The organism is Gordonia sp. ABKF26 (genome assembly GCF_041103195.1).
In the GTDB taxonomy this organism is placed as follows: domain Bacteria; phylum Actinomycetota; class Actinomycetes; order Mycobacteriales; family Mycobacteriaceae; genus Gordonia; species Gordonia terrae.
The window spans coordinates 983,839-1,001,096 of sequence record NZ_JBGCVZ010000003.1 but is presented as its reverse complement, the minus strand read 5'-3'; the positions used below and the strand labels follow the sequence as shown (position 1 = coordinate 1,001,096).

Here is a 17,258-nt window from a genome sequence, read left to right as displayed (position 1 = left end):
CGGCACCGGCCTCGACGTCCCCCGAGGTGAGCGAGTGGTCGGCGGTGCGGCGCGCGGTGACCGTCGAGAGCGGACCGCAACGACTGCTGGTCGTGCCCGAGAGCACCAACCCCGGATGGCAGGCGCGGCTCGACGGGGTGTCGCTGCGGCCGGTCGTCGTCGACGGCTGGCAACAGGGCTGGATCGTTCCCGCCGGCGCTGCCGGAACCATCGACCTGACGTACCGGTTCGATTCGCTGTACCGCTGGTCGCTGGTGATCGGCCTGGCACTGATGGTGCTGTTGCTCCTCGCGGCCTGGTGGCCGTCGGCACGCCGTGCCCCGCCCGGGGAGCCCATCGTGGTCCCGGCCGGACGCGGGTCGATACTCCCCGCCGGCGGAGCGGTGCTCGCCGCAGCGTGGCTGGTGTCGGGCTGGTGGGGACTCGCGGCCGCCGTCGTGGTCGGCGCCGTCACCGCCGCGCTACCGCAGAAGTCAGGCGTCACAACTGCATTCGTCGCGATGATGGCGGCGACGATCGGACTGGCGGCCGGACCGTGGCACGCCTCCGGCGGCTACCACGGCTCGCAGTGGTGGGTTCAGCTGCCGGCGCTGGTGGCGGTGTCGATGACCGCGTGGCTGGTGTTCTGGTCCGCCATCGACGGTCGGTCCCCGACAGGTGAACCCGCGGCGTCGTGGCGCGAGCGGTTGCGACGACGACTCTCGCGGTTGCGCAGCCAGTTCCGCGTCGGCTCCTCGATGAAGGCGTAACTGGCCGCGGACACACCGATCGACAGGACGAGCGTGATCACCAGCACCAGGAGGGTGTCACCGCTGAACGGCACGATGCCGAACAGCGGGAAGACGACCGCCAGGACCGCGACGTGCCAGATGAAGATCCCGTACGACCATCTCCCGAGCGCCAGCATCACGCGCGAGGTGAGGATGCGGAACGGCCCCTCATTGCACACCAGCGGGGCGAGCAGCGCATACCCGCAGAGCGCGCCGAGCACCATCTTGGTGGCGAACTCGAGTTCGGTGACGTCGCCGAGTCCGGTCGGTCCGGCGAGCCTGGTGCACGCCAGTGCGTAGGCGACGACGAGGACGCCCAGCATCAGCGGACGGTTGGCGCTGAGGCGGATCACACCCGCCATCCAGCGTCCCGAACGGGTGGTTCCGGACGCACCGGAGGCCGAGTCGAGGACCCCGGCGATCTCGGCCAGGATCAGACCCGCGACGAACCACGGGAGGTGACCGAACACCCAGTTCTTGGTCTCCACACCGTCGGCCACCGGCAGCGAGGTACCGACCCAGGCCCAGCCCAGGCTCACCGCGCCCAGAACCACCAACGCCGGGACACGCGCACGCAGGCGACGACCACGCAGCCGCAGGAGCGCGAAGCCGATGAGCGGCAGCAGGGCGTAGAACGCGATCTCGACCGAGAGGCTCCACATCTGGGTCAGACCCGCGGTGAGCGTGAGTGGCACGAAGACCTGGGTCAACGTCAGGTTCGCCAACCAGACCTGGGCGTCGGCACCCTGCGCCTCGGGGAGCAGCAGGATCACCAGAACGACCACGACCACGTAGGCCGGCCAGATCCGCACCACCCGGTGGCGGAAGTACCTCGACACCGACGGATGTCCGCCACCGCGATGCGCGGCGTCGACCCACGGTCGCCAGAGCAGGAAGCCGGAGAGAGCGAAGAACAGCGCGACCGCGAGGTCGAGGCGACCGAGGACCGGTCCCAGCACGGGGATCTCGACCGCGCGGGTCTGGAAGGCCACGTGGGTGACCAGGACGCCGATCGCGGCGATGGCCCGCATGCCCTCGAGCTGCGGGTAGAACCGCCGGGCGGAGCCGGGGGCGGCCTCGGCGATGATGGGGTCGGGGTCGGTGCTGGTCATGCTGCTGACAGGGTAGCCGGGAGGCGTTGCGTACCCTCGCCTCCATGTCCTCGCCGTCCTCCTCCTCGCGATCAGGGCCGTCGCCATCCGGGCCGCCGCCGGATTCCGAGAGCCGCCCGCAGCCGCATCGGTGGTCGGCCGCGGACCTCGCCGGACCGACCCTGATCTTCGTCGGCGCGTTCTTGCTCGCGGTGACGATCGCCCTGCCGACGTTGCTTGTCGGCGGATTCCGCACCATCCCGCTGAGCACGGACTTCACCACGGTCGCCACCGCCGATGACGCGACGATTTTCGACCGGTGTTCGCTCGAGACCCGCTCGGCGCGCGCCGTCGACGCCGACCTCGTCCGCCAGCAACGCGTCGTCGCGGTGCAACCCTCCGACGAACACCGGGTGACCCTGCAGGCCGGGACGTCGATCCAGGCCCAGGCGCTGCGCATCGACGGCCGTGAGGTCGACCCGGGCGATCCGCGTCCCGGCGTCGACCCAGGGGGTTCTCAGGCAGATGATCCGGCGCAACCGTGCAACGACGCGACGGTCAACGCGATCAAGGACCGGGTGACGCTCGACCGGAAGAACGCGCTGCCCCGGCTCGCCGCGCGCGGGGCGTCGGAAATCCAGTACGACAGCGGTCAGGCCGCCGTCCTCGTCCCGGATCGGCGCGGCGTCACCTATCTCCTCCCGTTCGATACCGAACCGGCCGATCGGGAGTTCTTCGACGCCGTCACCCGCACCACCGTGCCGCTGGTCTACGACGGCGACACCGAGGTGCACGGCCGCGACGTCGACCGGTTCCGCGCCGAGGTACCCGACACCGATCTCGCCCGCGCGGCGCTGGGCAGGCCGGTGGGCACGAATGTCACGATCACACGTCCGGCGTCGTGGTTCGGGGTCGGCGACACGAGTCGCCCGCTGACCGCGAACCTGCACCACCGCAGTTCGTGGGACCTCGCCGTCGATCCCCGGACCGGCACCATCGTCGACGCGACGATCACCGTCGACGAGGTGTACCGGTTTCCCGACGGCACGCCGGGTGTACCGGCCGACTTCGAATTGCCGCACCTGCGTGCGACATTCGCCTACGACGAGGACACCCAGACCCGGATGACGGACCTCGCCGACGATCTCGCGTCCCCGATCCTGATCTGGGGCAGGCTGGTACCGATCGGCACCGCCATCCTGGGCATCGTGGCGTTGGTGGCGGGGCTGGTGCTCACCAACCCGGCCTGGCTACCCGCCCGGTTCCGGCGCAGGGGCGCCGCGGGCGGGCAGCCGGGGTGACGAAGCGCTGCGTCAGGAAGCCGACTCGGCGGCGAGCCTGCCGAGGGTGTCGTCGAGCTGGGCCTCGGTGACGAGCGGGAACTTCACCTTCTCGAGCAGGTTCTTGTCGGTGACCTTCGACCAGTCGTAGGTGTGGCGCACCAGCGTCTCGTTGGGACCCTGGGACTCCAACTCCCACAGCCATTCCCACCCGGGCGGCTCGGTGCCGGCAGGCGCGGTCTTCCACGCCAGCAACTTGTCCTTGGCATAACCCGTGACGTGGTTGTCGGTCTTGTACTCGCCACCCATGTGGTCGCCGGCCATGTTCATCGTGAACACGTCTCCCACCTGCTGGATGCGGTCGGCGTGGTCCACGCCGCGGATGAACCCCGAACCGTCGAGCGCCTGATGCCGTTCGGGATTGGAGAGAACGTCGAACACCGCGTCGACGGGCGCCTCGATGATGCGTTGGACAGTGACCTGTGTGCTCTCGTTGTCGCTCATCACACAACACTGCCGAAACTTCGGGAACTCGGCAACGTCCGAGATCGACACGTCACTCAGCGCGCGACCGCCCACGTTCCCAGCGCGGCGATCGTGACGGCCACCGCCGCGGTCCCGGCCACCCCGATCACCGAGCCCGTGACCGTGACGATGACCAGCACCTCGACGGCGACCACCACCCAGGTGCCGAGCGCGACGCGCGTCCGGTCCCGCGCGATCGCCGACAGCAGGACGACCTGCAGGACCGCGAGTGCGGCGCCGATGTAGGCGAACAGCCACAGAATCGACACGAGGGCGTCGTAACCGTCCCCGAAGACGAACGGGACGATCGGACCGGCCGCACCGGCCAGCACGGTCAGCACCACTCCGATCCCGGCGACCACCGCGACCGCCTGTCGCAGCGAGGCCGCCGAACGCGCGGGATCGGCGAGGCGGGGATAGAAGACGACGCCGATGGCCTGCGGGAGCCAGAAGGCCACCTTGGTCGCGATCGCCCCGAGTGCGTACACCCCGACCGCCTCGGCATCGAGAACCCGGGGTGAGAGCAACAGGTCGATCGACGAGGCGACGATGAGCACCAGCTGGACCTGCGATGCGCGGACCACGCTGAGCACCCCGGCGGCACCCGACGGCGCGCCTGCGGGCCGCCCGACCGTCGCCACCGACCACACCACGAGCCAGACGACGACCGCCGAGGCCGCGGCACCCAGCGTCCCGGCCAGGAGTCCGCCCGCCGGCCCGGCGCCGGCCGCGAACGCCCCGATGATCGGCATCGACCGGGCGACACCGACCGCGGCCAGCACCCAGGACAGCACCTGGAACTCGCCGCGCCCTTGGAGAATCCCCTGACCTGCGGCGATGAGCGCGAGCAGCGGCGCCGAGGCGAGTGCTGCCGCCGTCGTCGCGACATCGGTGCGCAACAACAGCGCGACCAGCGGGGTGGCGACGGCGGTGAGCACGACGACCCAGAAGGTCGTCACCAGGCCCAGCCTGCGGAGCCGTCCTTCGTCGCCGCCGAGGACGACCTCCCGGGCGATCACGTTCTGCAGCGCCATCGCCGGCACGCCGAGCACGAGCATCGCCGACAGCAGGACCGCGAATTCGCCGTACTCGCTGACGTCGAGGAAGTGCGCACTCGCGGTGAGGTGCACCACGTACATGCAGACGTTGGCCACCATCGAACCGACCGCCACCGACCCGACGGCGCCGACCGTGCCCGTTCTCCGGCGCGTCTGCTGCATGGACCAAGTGTGCCGACCTCGACGTCGCGGCGTCGCACGGGGCGGGCACGAGGTAGCGCGGGGGACGCGGGCGATCTGCTTTGCACGTGCAGTCGTGCATAGGCAACGATGGGGCGGTTGCTGTTGCCGAGCGCGGGATCCACCGATCGCGCGTGTTCACCGGACCGAGAGACCCTGATGTACGACGACAACCCCACCTACGACGCCGAGTCGACCGACATCGGTTCGCGCATCGACCCGGTGCTGGCGCGGAGCTGGCTGCTGGTCAACGGCTCCCACTATGCGAAGTTCGAGCCGGCGTCCCGTTCGCGTGCCGACATCGTCGTGTTGGACATCGAGGACGCGGTGGCCCCCAAGGACAAGGTCGCCGCGCGCGACAACGTCGTCCGCTGGCTCGGGCCGAAGGACGGCACGCACGGCCCCGGCGCCGGAGACTGGGTCCGTGTCAACGGGTTCGGCACGCCGTGGTGGGCCGACGACCTCGACGCCCTGTCGCAGACCGCCGTCGGCGGCGTGATGCTGGCGATGGTCGAGTCCGTCGACCATGTCACCGAGACCGCCAAGCGCCTACCCGGCCTGCCCATCGTGGCGCTCGTGGAGACCGCGCGCGGACTCGAGCGCATCAGTGAGATCGCGGCCACGAAGGGCACGTTCCGTCTCGCGTTCGGCATCGGGGACTTCCGCCGCGACACCGGATTCGGCGACGACCCGCAGACCCTCGCGTACGCCCGTTCACGTTTCACCATCGCGGCGAAGGCCGCCCACCTGCCGAGCGCCATCGACGGGCCGACGGTCGGTTCGAGTGCCCTGAAGCTCAGCGAGGCGACCGCGGTGAGCGCCGAGTTCGGCATGACCGGCAAGATCTGCCTCACCCCGAGTCAGTGCGCCCAGGTCAACGAGGGCCTGTCCCCCTCGCAGGACGAGATCACCTGGGCCCGGGAGTTCTTCGCCGAGTTCGAGCGCGACGGCGGTGAGATCCGCAACGGTTCCGACCTGCCGCGGATCGCACGGGCGACCAAGATCCTGGACCTGGCCCGGTCGTACGGCATCACCGAATCCGACTACGACGACGATCCGGTGCACGCTCCCGCGCCGTCGGACACCCACCACTTCTGAAGGGGATCGCCGCGGTGACTCCCCGACGACTGCTGCCGGCCCTGTACGGCACCAGTATCGGTGCGACCGCGGTGATCCTGGCGCCGCTGCTGCCAGGGCTGATCGGCATCGGCGACCGGTATCTGCTGTATCGCGATGCGGTGTCCACGCCGCGCACCCACGTCACGGACACCACGCTCGGGATCGGCGACCTACCGCCACGCGCCGTGCCGCAGGACTGGTTCCTCGCGATGGCGAGCACCGTCGTCGACGGCGGCATCGTCGTGCTGGCGGTTCTCGCCGCGGCCCTGGTGTTCGCCGGTGTCGGCTACGGACGGCTGGCGGCCCGACTGGTCCCGGACGCCGGCCGCACGGGTGCCGCGGCCGCCGCGCTCGTCGCGGTGTGGAATCCCTATGTCGCCGAACGGCTCCTGCAGGGTCACTGGAGTCTGCTGGCCGGGTTTGCGGCACTGGGGTGGATTCTCGTCGCGGTCCTCGACCTGCGGGAACGCCCGCAGGGTGAGCCGGCACCAAGCGCAGCGAGGCGAGACAATCCGCTGGTTGAGCCGGCACCGAGCGAAGCCGCCGGGTCGAGTAAGCGACGAAGGAGCGCATCGAGATCGAGGAGCCGAGTCGAAGCCACCCGGCGACCGGACCCCCGAGCACACACCGTCCGGCTTCTTCAGCTGGGCGGGCTGTTCGCCGTCGCCGGGCTGACGCCCACCGGTTCCGTCCTCGCCGGAATCGTCTTCGCGACAGCGCTTCTGGCACGCCCGATCGGGCTGCGGGTCACCGCCATCGCCGTCGCGCTCTGGGTCGTCAGCGCCCTGCCCTGGTTGCTGACGTCCCTGATCACCGACGCCCCGACCACATCGGCGGCCGCCGGGGTCGAGGCGTTCGGCCTGCGGTCGGAGCCGTGGCTCGGGCCCGTGGGCACGGTCGGGTCACTGGGCGGGATCTGGAACGCCGACGCGGTGCCGGCGAGCCGGACCATCGGATGGGCCGCGGTGGCCACCATCTGCCTGCTCCTCGTCGTCGCGGTCGGCGCCGGCCACCTGTGGCGCCGTCGCCGGCAGCTCGATCCGATCGTCCGCGCCATCGCCGTGCTGGCGTCGGTCACCGCGATCCTGTTGCTGCTGAGCACCTTCGGACCGGTCCGGGCCGGACTGGGGTTCGTCGTCGAACACGTCGGTGGCGGTGGCCTCCTCCGCGACACGCAGAAGTTCTCGGCGCTCCTCGTCCCGGCGGTCGCGGTCTGCGTCGCGGCGGCCGTGGCGACGGCGAGGCGGCGTGTCCCCTCGGGATTCGCGTTCGCCGCGGTTGCATTGCTCGTGGTGGCACCGCTCCCCGACCTCGCGTGGGGAGTCGGCGGTGCGGTGCGCGCGATCGACTATCCCGACGAGTGGCGGCAGGTCGCCGACATCGTCCCGCCGGCACGCGGTTCGGTCGCCCTGTGGCCGCCCGGCACGGTCCGCGAGTATCCCTTCGCACGCGATCCGTCCCTCGATCCCGCCGCTCGGATGTTCCGCGCGCCGGTCGTCGAATCCGGTGAGCTCCGGGTCGACGGGGAGGTGATCGATCCCGCCGGAGAACATGCCGCAGCCGTGACGCGGATGCTGGAGTCCGGCGGGTCACCGACCGCGCTCGCCGCGCTCGGCGTCGGGTGGGTGCTGGTCGAGAACGACGATCCGCCTGCGCAACTCGCCGCGTCGGGGCACGTGGTCTTCGACGGGCCGTCGCTGCGGTTGTATCAGGTGACCGGCCCGGCGGATCGATCCGCCGATGACGCCGACCGCGCGATCGCGACCGGCGCGCACCTCGCGTGGGCCGCGCTGCTCGTCGCGGGCCTGATCAGCGCCGGCGTCGGCGTGGCGCGGACGACACGGCGTCGAACGTCGCCATGAATCCGTCGCACGTCGCCGACCACGAGTAGCGACTCGCCTTGGCTTGCGCGTTCCGTCCGAGCCGGCCCGACTCATCCGGGTTGTCGATGAGTTTCCTCGTCGCACTGGCGAGTTCGTCGACACCGTCGACCAGCAGCCCGGTGTGTCCGTCGTCGATCGAGTCGGCGAGTCCGACCGCACTGCGATAACCGATCGTCGGGACACCGTGCTGAGCGGCTTCGACGACGGCGAGGCCCCATCCCTCCTTGCGCGACGGCATGAGGTGGACCCGGGCCCGGGCGAGGAGTTCGTGCTTGCGTCGTTCGTCCACGTGGCCGTGGAACGTGACCGCCCCGGTCACCGCGAGTTCGGCTGCGGCACGGTGCAGTTCGTCCGACCACCAACCGCCGCCGATGACATCGAGGTGGGCGTCGACCCCGTCGCGACGCAACCGTGCGAGCACGGTCAGCGCGTCCTCGACCTGCTTGTGCGGAACCAGCCGCGACAACACGCAGAGCCGAACCGGGTCGTCGAACATGGCGTCGCCGGCGCGATCGGGCGCCTCGATGCCCTCGGGCAGCGGATCGATCCCGTTGCGCACGACCGCGATCCGCTCGGCGTCCACCCCGAGTGCGACGAGCTCGGACTTCGACGGCGTGGAGACGGTGACGTACCGATTGCGACGATGGATCCGGGGCGACACCCGCGACTCGAGAAACCACCCGATGTGGCCGAGGAGGCGACCGGCCACCGGCCACTGCTCACGGTGACAGTGGTGGACGAGGACGACCGTCGGCGCCGGCGACACCAGCACCGAGAAGAACGGCACACCGTTCTGGGTGTCGACGACGACGTCCGGTCGGCACCCCGCCAGCGGTCCCAGACCGAACCGACCGCCGAGGATCGTCGCGAGCATGCGCGGATACACACTGATGCGTCCGCCGGCACGGATGAACCGCATGCCGTCCCGCTGCTCCTCGCGGACGGACCCGGGGTAGGCGGAGGTGAGGAAGGTGACGGTCGCGCCGCGTCGGGCCAGTTCGGCGCCCACGCGTTCCAGATAGGTCTCACTGCCGCCGCCCTGGGGGTGGCGGGTGTCCCGCCAGCACAGGAGCAGGACGTTCGACGGTGCGCGCATTGTCGGTCAGCCTACCGACCGGAGGGTGAACGCCGGTACCCGCCGCACTAGAGTGACCCGACGATGACGACTCCATTCTCCGGTGCGCGGATGGCCCGGCTCGCCACCCTGCGCCGCGCCGCGGGACTGCTGAACGACTTCCGCTTCGAGCAGTCCGATCCCGCGCGGTTCTACGGCGCGCTGGCCGCCGACACCGCGAGCATGGTCGAGGCGTTCGTGCCGGATCTCGCCGGCGCCGCTCCCGACGGGGCGGTGGTCCTCGATGTGGGCGGCGGCCCCGGGTACTTCGCCGACGCCTTCCGCGCCCGGGGCGCCCACTACGTCTCCGTCGAACCCGATCCCACCGAGATGCACGCCGGCGGGCTCGAGCATCGCGGGTCGGTCCGCGGATCGGGCCAGGCGCTCCCCTTCGCCGACGGTTGCGTCGACGTGTGCCTGTCGTCGAACGTCGTCGAACACACGCCGACCCCGTGGCAGATGGCCGACGAGATGCTGCGGGTGACGCGTCCCGGCGGCGTCGTGATCATCAGCTACACGCTGTGGTGGGGACCGTTCGGCGGTCACGAGATGGGCCTGACGCACTATCTCGGCGGCCATCGGGCGGCCCGGCTGTACACCCGACGCCACGGCCGCCCGCCCAAGAACCTCTACGGCACATCGCTGTTCGCGGTCTCGGCGGCCGACGGCCTGCGCTGGGCCCGTGCGGCAGCCGGCAGTGGTCGCGCCGAACTCGTCGCGGCGTTCCCGCGCTACATCCCGCGCTGGATGTGGTGGGTCATGCGCGTGCCGGTGCTCCGCGACGTCCTCGGTACCAATCTGGTGCTCGTCCTGCGGCGACGCTGAGGATCCGGTTGCGCTCGGTCCACTGCTGGTTGAGCCGGGACCGAGCGGAGCCGCCGGGCCGAGCAAGCGACGAAGGAGCGCGTCGAGGTCGAGGACCCGAGTCGAAGCCACCTCCGCACCCGGTGCCCGGACTACTCCGCAGCGAGGTCCGCAGTGCAGTTGAGGGTGCCGCCCTGGCTGGTGGCGGCGGCGAGCTGTTCACCGTCGGCGAGGATGGCGCACGACACCGGGCCGCGAACCACGATGGCGGACAGGCTCGCACGGGTCCCCTCGAGTTGCACCCGCTGCGACCAGGGTGACCCCGTCGCCGGGATCACGGTCGGCGACCCCGGGCCACGACGGAATGTGAGCGCGACGACGTCGCCGTTCCCGGTCAGCTGGTAGGTGATGGTTCCGGAGCGCTGCGTCGTCGTCGTGGTCGACGTCGTCTCCTCGGTGGTCGTGGTGCTCGATGGCGTCGTCGCGCTGGTCGTCGCCGGTTCGCTCGACTCGGTGATCGACGACGATGCCGCGCTGGTGGAATCACCATCGCCCGAGCGGGTCACCAACACGACGACCAACCCGAGCACCACCAGCGCGATCAGGGCGGCCAGCGCCAGCCCGATCGTCCGCCCCTTCGATCCGGAGCCACGGGGCGGCTCACCACCGGCCGGCGCGTCGTACGGCGAGGACGCGTACGGCGCACCGCCGGTGTACTGGGGATCGGCGTACTGGGGATCGGCGTACTGGGGATCGGTGTACGGGCCCGGATACGGCTGCCCGCCCTGGTGCGGCTCGGTGTACGGACCCGGTTGGTGCGGCTCGGTATAGGGGCCGGGATAGGGCTGCCCGGGCTGCTGCTCGGTGTAGGCCTGCGACGGCGGCGCCGACGGGTCGAAGTCCGGGTCGAACTGCCGGGTCTCCGGCGGGTCGTTGCGCGGATCGTTGGGATCGCCCTCAGGTGGTCGGGTCATGCGGACGATTCTGTCATCCGCGGATCGGTCCCGACCCGACCACCACGAACCTGCGTCAAATGTCGGCGATCGCTTCGAGCGGTCCGGTGCGCGCGGCACGAACGGCCGGCCACAGGGCGGCCAGCACGCCGACGATCGCCGACGCCACGAGAGTGATCACGATGAGCGACCACGGGATCACCGGTGCGCCCAGCCCCCATTCGGCGAGCGTGCGTACCAGCGCGACGCCGATGACGGTCCCCAGCAGCACACCCAGGACGGCACCGAAGATCGAGATCAGCACCGACTCGAGATAGATCGACCGCCGGACCTGGGCCCGGACCATGCCGATCGCCCGCAACATCCCGATCTCCCGTTTGCGTTCGACCACCGACAGCGCGAGCGTGTTGATGATGCCGAGCACCGCGATCAGCAGGGCCAACCCGAGCATCGCGTACAACGTGCCGAGCATCTGGTCGATCTGCGACGAGATCTGACCCTTGAACTGGTCACGGTCCTGGATCTGGACCGTGAGGTATGCGGCCGTCGCCTCCTCGAGGTTGCTGCGCAGGGTGTCGAGATCGGTGCCCGGGGCAGCGTTCACGAAGAGCGTGACGTTGACCCGCGCGAAGGGCGGGACCAGTTTCTCGTAGACATCGGGACCCACCACCCACGGTTGCAGCGCCTCGTTGTCGGCGTAGACGCCGGCGATCGGAACCCGGACCTGATCGCCCGTCGCGGAGGTGAACGTGACCACGTCGCCTCGCTTCCAGCCGTTCGACTTGCCGGTCCGCTCGCTGATGAGCATCCCGTCGGCGGGCAGATCCGACGACGCGCCGTCCTGCATGTCCATCACGGTCACGCTGTTCAGCGGTCCGCCGAGCGCCGAGAAGCCGGTCTCCGACTTGTCGTCGACCTTGGCCTGGACGATGCCGAACGACACCACCTCGGCGACACCCGGCACACCGTCGATCGCCCCGGTCACCGCCGACGGCAACGGCGACTGGTTGGTGCCCGCGACGATGTAGTCGGCGGTGATACCCGCGTCGACGGCGTCGTCGACCGTGCCCTTGAACGACTGTCCGAGGGTGCCGATGATCGCGACCAGCATCAGTCCGAGCGTGAGCGCGAACGCCGTCGCGGCAGAGCGACGTGGGTTACGGACGGCGTTGGTCCGGGCCAGGCGACCGATCATGCCGAACGGTGCGCCGATGACGCGGCCGAGCACGCTGACGAACGGGCGGGCGATCGACGGGCCGATGAGGACGGCCGACAGCACCGCACCCGCGGCGCCGGCACCCACCGTGACCGCGGGACCCGCTCCTTCGCCCATCGCACCGATGACGATCGCGGCGATCGACGCGACGCCGATGACGGTCCCGAGGATGGTGCGGTTGCGCAACGAGGCCGACCCCTCGGCGGCCGATGCGCGCATCGCCTCCACCGGCGGCACCCGGGCAGCTCTCGCCGCGGGCACCCACGCGCTGACCATCGTCACCACGACGCCGACCAGGATGCCGGCCAGGATCGCTTCCGGACCGACGGCCAGCTCACCGTCGGGCAGGCCGGACGTCGCACTGGTGATCGCCTTCAGACCGGCGGCCAGCGCGATACCGATGGCGAGGCCGAGCGCGCCGCCGAGCACGCCGACCACGAATGCCTCGAACAGCACCGACCGCGACACCTGACGCTGGCTCGCGCCGACCGCCCGGAGCAGTGCGAACTCCCGGTTCCGCTGCGCGACGATCATCGAGAACGTGTTGTAGATGATGAAGGTGCCGACCACGAGACCGATCGCGGCGAACGCCAGCAGGATGTATTGGAAGATCTGCAGGAACTCGTTGACCTGCGCCTTCTGGTCTTCACGGACCTGATCGCCGGTGCGGACGTCGTAGAGATCCGCGTCGGCGCCGAGCGCGGCGATGATGCGTTCCTGCAACTGTTCCGGGGTGACCCCGGCGACGGCCGACATGTCGACGACCCCCACATGCTGACCGTCGGTGAACAACCGGGCCGACGTCGCGGCATCGAACTGCGCGTTGACGTAGCCGCCGGTCGAGCTGGGCGCGTCGACGAGACCGACCACGGTGACCTCGAGCGGTGTCGATTCGCCCTGGCCGACGACGACCTTCGTCTTCGACCCCACCGTCAGGCCGGCGGATTCGGCGGCCGACGTGTTCAACACGATCTCGCCGGCGTTCTCGGGGCCGCGCCCGCCCGGCAGGATCCGCGACTCGTCCGGGTCGAGGGCCTCCGCGGGCGGGATGTAGGTGCTGCCGACGCTCGGGGCGCCACCGGTCTGGATGGCCTTGCCGCCGGAGTCGGCGACCGTTATCAGGCCGTTGTTGTTGACGACGAGCTTGTCGATGCCGAACTGCGCGCGCTGATCCCGAAGTTGATCGACGATCGAGTTCGGCACTCCCGGTGACTGTCGGTCGGCGGGGGTCACCTCGACGGCCACGCCCTGGGCCGCGCTGTCGAAGATGTCGTTGAACGCCTTCGAGATGGACCCGGTGAACACCATCGACCCGGCCACGAAGGAAGTGCCGAGGACGATCGAGAAGAGCGTCAGGAAGAGTCGGAGCTTGTGCGCGCGCAGGTTTCGGAGCGAAACCCTGCGCATCACCGAGGAGGAGGCCACGGCTCAGTGCGCTCTGGCGGTGTCGGGCGCAGGCACGTTGTCCAGGTTCTTCATGACCTCGAAGACGTCGTCGGCGGAGGGCCGCGAGAGCTCCTGCACGATCTGGCCGTCGGCCAGGAACACCACGCGGTCGGCATACGACGCGGCGCGCGGATCGTGGGTCACGATGACGACGGTCTGCTTGAACTCGTCGGTCGCCGCCCGCAGGATCGACAGCACTTCGCCGGAGGACCGGGAGTCCAGGTTGCCCGTCGGCTCGTCGCCGAAGATGATCGACGGCTTGCCGATCAGCGCGCGGGCACACGCCACGCGCTGTTGCTGACCACCCGACAACTCACTCGGGAGATGTCCCAGCCGGTCGGTGATACCCAGCCGGGCCACCACGGCGTCGAACCATTCGGTGTCGACGGTCCGGCCGGCGATGTCGACCGGCAGCGTGATGTTCTCCTTCGCCGTCAGTGTCGGCACGAGGTTGAACGCCTGGAAGACGAAGCCGATGCGGTCGCGACGCAGCATCGTCATCGCCTTGTCCGACAACGCGGTGAGATCGGTGTCGCCGATGAACACCTTGCCGTCGCTCGCGACGTCGAGGCCGGCGAGGCAGTGCATCAGGGTGGATTTGCCCGACCCCGACGGCCCCATGATGGCGGTGAACTCGCCCTCTCGGAACGAAATCGAGACACTCTTCAGGGCTTCGACGGCGGTGTCGCCGACGCCGTACCGCTTGGAAAGGTTGTCGGCTCCGGCAGCCACCGCGTGCTTGGGCGCCCCGGAATCATCGCCACCGTCGTCTCGAGCGGCCACATCAGTCGTCGTCATGCCATCAACCGTGCCAAATCCTGCGCCGGTTGGCCATCAGGTATCACCCTGACCCCACCCTGAGGGCCAGTGACCTTGGGCACTACTTCGGGATCTGGACCTCGAAGGAGTGCACTCGGTTGGGCGATCCGACATTGTCCGACACCACGAGGAGGGTGCGGGTGCGGGTCTTGGCGAACGGGTTGTCGGGGTGCCAGTTGCCCCAGGCCAGACCGGACATGTTGCCGGTGAGCAGACGCGGGGTCGCGACCGTGGAGAAGATCCGACGCTTGGTCATCGCCTTCTCGCGCCCGCTCAGCTTCTTCTTGTTCGTCACCGAGGTGGCACCCCGGGTCGTCGTCCAGAAGATGTTCGCGAGGTTGCCCGGCCCGCGTTCGAGCACGAGGAAATCGGTCGAGTTGACGGCGAGCACATCGGCGGCCACCTTGTTGGCGTCGGTGCGGTAGACGAACTCGCGGTTGCTCTTGCCGAAGGTCAGCAGACGGGCCGACCGCGCGGCGTCCTGCCGGAGTCCGCCGGCCGTGAGGACGCTGACCTGCCCCTGGGGCCCGACGGCCGCGCCGGTCAGCCCGCGCTGGCCGGCCAGACCCGACTTCGGCGACGGGCGCCATGCCGACGGGAGGGGGAGGTCGCGGATGACCTGCCCGATGGGGCCGATCTGACGGACGAACTGGTTGTTGCCGCCGCTGACCACGGTGTAACCGCCGGCCGACTGCCGGATGCCCTCGAACTGGGCCTGGCCGGGCAGCAGCGGGAGGAACCACGGGCCGAGGACGGTGCCGCCGCCGTTGATCCGCGGTTGCCCGACAAACGACGCGTTGACCGATGTGTAGCCGATCGAGGCGGTGAAGAAGCGCGCAGGCAGCACGTCTTCGGCGATCAGCACGTAGCTGCCGTTACCGGTCCGGTCGATTCCGGAGATCCGGTTCACCGTGGGGAGGCCGTCGCCGATCGTCGTCGAATCGGTGAAGAACGCCGACACACCCGCCCCGGAAGGCGGTGTCGCCGAAGCCGGTTGGACCGCGATCGGGGAGGCCAGACCCAACACGCAGGCACCGGCGATCGAGGCGCCCCACACACGTAACTTCATGAGGGGCACGATACCTCAACCGTCACTTCTGACCCATCTGTTCATTCGGCCTCGGACCGCGGGCTGCAGTTCGGGTGTCAGGCCAGACGCTGCTTCAGGCCGTCCAGCTCGTCACGCAGTGAACTCGGCAGCTTCTCGCCGACGAAGTCGAAGAGCTCCTCGATCGACGGGATCTCCTCGCGCCACTCCTCGGGCTTGAAGGCGAGCGCCTCGGCGACGTCCTCGGCCGGCACGTCCAGGCCGCTGACGTCGATCGACTCGGGCTTCGCGACGATGCCGATGGGGGTCTCGATGCCCTCGGCCTCACCCTCGATGCGCTCGATGATCCACTTCAGCACGCGGCTGTTCTCGCCGAATCCGGGCCACAGGAAGCGCTTGTCGTCGCCGCGGCGGAACCAGTTGACGTAGAAGACCTTCGGCAGCTTGGACTCGTCGGCGTTCTTGCCGATGTTCACCCAGTGCTGCAGGTAGTCGCCGACGTGGTAGCCCATGAACGGCAGCATCGCCATCGGGTCGCGGCGCACCGTGCCGACCTTGCCCTCGGCGGCGGCCGTCTGCTCGGAGCCGACGGTGGCGCCCATGAAGACACCGGTCTGCCAATCGCGGGCCTCGGTCACCAGGGGCACGGTGGTCTTGCGACGGCCACCGAACAGGATCGCCGAGATCGGCACGCCCTTCGGGTCATCCCACTCGTCGGCCAGCGACGGGCACTGCGAGATCGGGGTGCAGTAGCGCGAATTGGGATGCGCGGCCTTGTGATCGGACTCCGGGGTCCAGTCGTTGCCGAGCCAGTCGGTCAGGTGCGCCGGCGCCTCACCGTCGATGTCCTCCCACCAGATGTCGCCGTCGTCCGTGCGAGCAACGTTGGTGTACAACGTGTTTCCGGCTTCGATGGTCTTCATCGCGTTGGGGTTGGAGTCGTAGCTGGTGCCGGGGGCGACGCCGAAGAAACCGAACTCCGGGTTGATCGCGTAGAGGCGGCCGTCGTCACCGAAGCGCATCCAGGCGATGTCGTCGCCGACGGTCTCGGCCTTCCAGCCGGGGATGGTCGGCTGCAGCATCGCGAGATTGGTCTTGCCGCAGGCGCTCGGGAACGCCGCGGCGATGTAGTAGACCTTGTTCGCCGGGCTGGTCAGCTTGAGGATCAGCATGTGCTCGGCCATCCAGCCCTCGTCACGGGCGATGACCGAGGCGATGCGCAGTGCGTAGCACTTCTTGCCGAGCAGTGCGTTGCCGCCGTACCCCGAACCGAACGACCAGATCTCGCGGGTCTCCGGGAAGTGGGTGATGTACTTCTCGGTGTTGCAGGGCCACGGGACGTCGGCCTGGCCGGGCTCGAGCGGCGCGCCGACCGAGTGCAGCGCCTTCACGAAGAAGCCGTCCTCACCCAGGATCTCCAGGACGCGGGGTCCGACGCGGGTCATGATCTTCATCGACAGCACGACGTACTCGGAGTCGGTGAGCTCGACCCCGAGCTTGGGGTCGTCGGAGTCCAGGGGGCCCATGCAGAACGGGATGACGAACATCGTGCGACCGCGCATGCTGCCGCGGTAGAGCTCGGTCATCGTGGAGCGCATCTCGGCGGGGTCGACCCAGTTGTTGGTGGGGCCGGCGTCCTCTTCGGCCTCCGAGCAGATGTAGGTCCGCGACTCCACGCGAGCCACGTCGGCGGGATCGGAGCTGGCGAGGAACGAGTTCGGCTTCTTCTCCTCGTTCAGCTTGACCAGGGTGCCGGCCTTCACGAGGTCGGCCGTCAGGCGCTCCCACTCCTCGTCGCTGCCGTCCGACCACACCACCCGGTCGGGCTGGGTCAGCTCGGCGACCTCGGCCACCCAGGCCAGCAGTCCCGCGTGCTTCGTCGGAGCGCTACTCGGGTCCAGTCCGGGAATGGTGGCTGCGGTCATCGTTGGGGCCTCCTCCGAGGTGGTGGC

General features: G+C 69.7%; 13 protein-coding genes. 4 read left to right on the top strand and 9 right to left on the bottom strand.

The features are described from left to right. Positions 1-577: 577 nt before the first annotated feature. A complete protein-coding gene (locus AB4Z55_RS05130; protein ID WP_369519289.1) occupies positions 578-1,882 on the bottom strand; it encodes an acyltransferase family protein in 1,305 nt (434 codons plus the stop codon). A 44-nt stretch (positions 1,883-1,926) separates the two neighbouring features. On the opposite strand from AB4Z55_RS05130, the gene AB4Z55_RS05125 reads away from it, so the two are divergent. Next, positions 1,927-3,162 (top strand): DUF3068 domain-containing protein, encoded by a 1,236-nt coding sequence (locus AB4Z55_RS05125; protein WP_369519288.1) that lies wholly within the window; start codon positions 1,927-1,929, stop codon positions 3,160-3,162. Positions 3,163-3,174: 12 nt separating this feature from the next. On the opposite strand, the gene AB4Z55_RS05120 is transcribed toward AB4Z55_RS05125, so the two are convergent. Both AB4Z55_RS05120 and AB4Z55_RS05115 read right to left on the bottom strand, forming a co-directional pair. Then, positions 3,175-3,645, bottom strand: a complete 471-nt coding sequence (locus AB4Z55_RS05120) for an SRPBCC family protein (RefSeq protein ID WP_064569416.1) — start codon at positions 3,643-3,645, stop codon at positions 3,175-3,177. Positions 3,646-3,701: 56 nt separating this feature from the next. Beyond that, entirely contained in the window at positions 3,702-4,886 is a 1,185-nt protein-coding gene (locus tag AB4Z55_RS05115) for a polysaccharide biosynthesis protein (protein WP_369519287.1), read from the bottom strand. Between the two features lie 177 nt (positions 4,887-5,063). Between AB4Z55_RS05115 and AB4Z55_RS05110 the strand changes: the two genes are divergently transcribed. Together AB4Z55_RS05110 and AB4Z55_RS05105 are read left to right on the top strand one after the other, a co-directional pair. Further along, positions 5,064-6,002: a CoA ester lyase gene (locus AB4Z55_RS05110; RefSeq protein ID WP_101820836.1), complete on the top strand. Its 939-nt coding sequence runs from the start codon at positions 5,064-5,066 to the stop codon at positions 6,000-6,002. 14 nt (positions 6,003-6,016) lie between these two features. Continuing rightward, positions 6,017-7,885, top strand: a complete 1,869-nt coding sequence (locus tag AB4Z55_RS05105; RefSeq protein WP_369519286.1) for a hypothetical protein — start codon at positions 6,017-6,019, stop codon at positions 7,883-7,885. Here the strand turns inward: AB4Z55_RS05105 and AB4Z55_RS05100 are convergent. Then, positions 7,833-9,002: a glycosyltransferase family 4 protein gene (locus tag AB4Z55_RS05100; RefSeq protein ID WP_354561826.1), complete on the bottom strand. Its 1,170-nt coding sequence runs from the start codon at positions 9,000-9,002 to the stop codon at positions 7,833-7,835. The two genes, AB4Z55_RS05105 and AB4Z55_RS05100, sit on opposite strands and share 53 nt — an antisense overlap. Before the next feature lie 63 nt (positions 9,003-9,065). Here AB4Z55_RS05100 and AB4Z55_RS05095 point away from each other — a divergent pair, with 63 nt between their 5' ends. Continuing rightward, positions 9,066-9,845 (top strand): class I SAM-dependent methyltransferase, encoded by a 780-nt coding sequence (locus AB4Z55_RS05095; RefSeq protein WP_369519285.1) that lies wholly within the window; start codon positions 9,066-9,068, stop codon positions 9,843-9,845. 131 nt (positions 9,846-9,976) lie between these two features. Here the strand turns inward: AB4Z55_RS05095 and AB4Z55_RS05090 are convergent, their stop codons facing one another. The 5 genes from AB4Z55_RS05090 to AB4Z55_RS05070 form a co-directional block, all read right to left on the bottom strand. After that, the gene (locus AB4Z55_RS05090) at positions 9,977-10,798 is read right to left on the bottom strand and encodes a hypothetical protein (protein ID WP_369519284.1); all 822 of its coding nucleotides are present in this window, start codon (positions 10,796-10,798) and stop codon (positions 9,977-9,979) included. 55 nt (positions 10,799-10,853) lie between these two features. Continuing rightward, a complete protein-coding gene (locus AB4Z55_RS05085) occupies positions 10,854-13,400 on the bottom strand; it encodes an FtsX-like permease family protein (RefSeq protein WP_354562031.1) in 2,547 nt (848 codons plus the stop codon). 21 nt (positions 13,401-13,421) lie between these two features. After that, positions 13,422-14,237: an ABC transporter ATP-binding protein gene (locus AB4Z55_RS05080; protein WP_101820766.1), complete on the bottom strand. Its 816-nt coding sequence runs from the start codon at positions 14,235-14,237 to the stop codon at positions 13,422-13,424. A gap of 82 nt (positions 14,238-14,319) precedes the next feature. After that, the gene (locus tag AB4Z55_RS05075) at positions 14,320-15,327 is read right to left on the bottom strand and encodes an esterase-like activity of phytase family protein (protein ID WP_064569386.1); all 1,008 of its coding nucleotides are present in this window, start codon (positions 15,325-15,327) and stop codon (positions 14,320-14,322) included. A gap of 77 nt (positions 15,328-15,404) precedes the next feature. Continuing rightward, complete coding sequence (locus tag AB4Z55_RS05070; RefSeq protein ID WP_004023759.1) at positions 15,405-17,231, bottom strand: phosphoenolpyruvate carboxykinase (GTP); 1,827 nt, start codon at positions 17,229-17,231, stop codon at positions 15,405-15,407. Between the last annotated feature and the right edge of the window lie 27 nt (positions 17,232-17,258).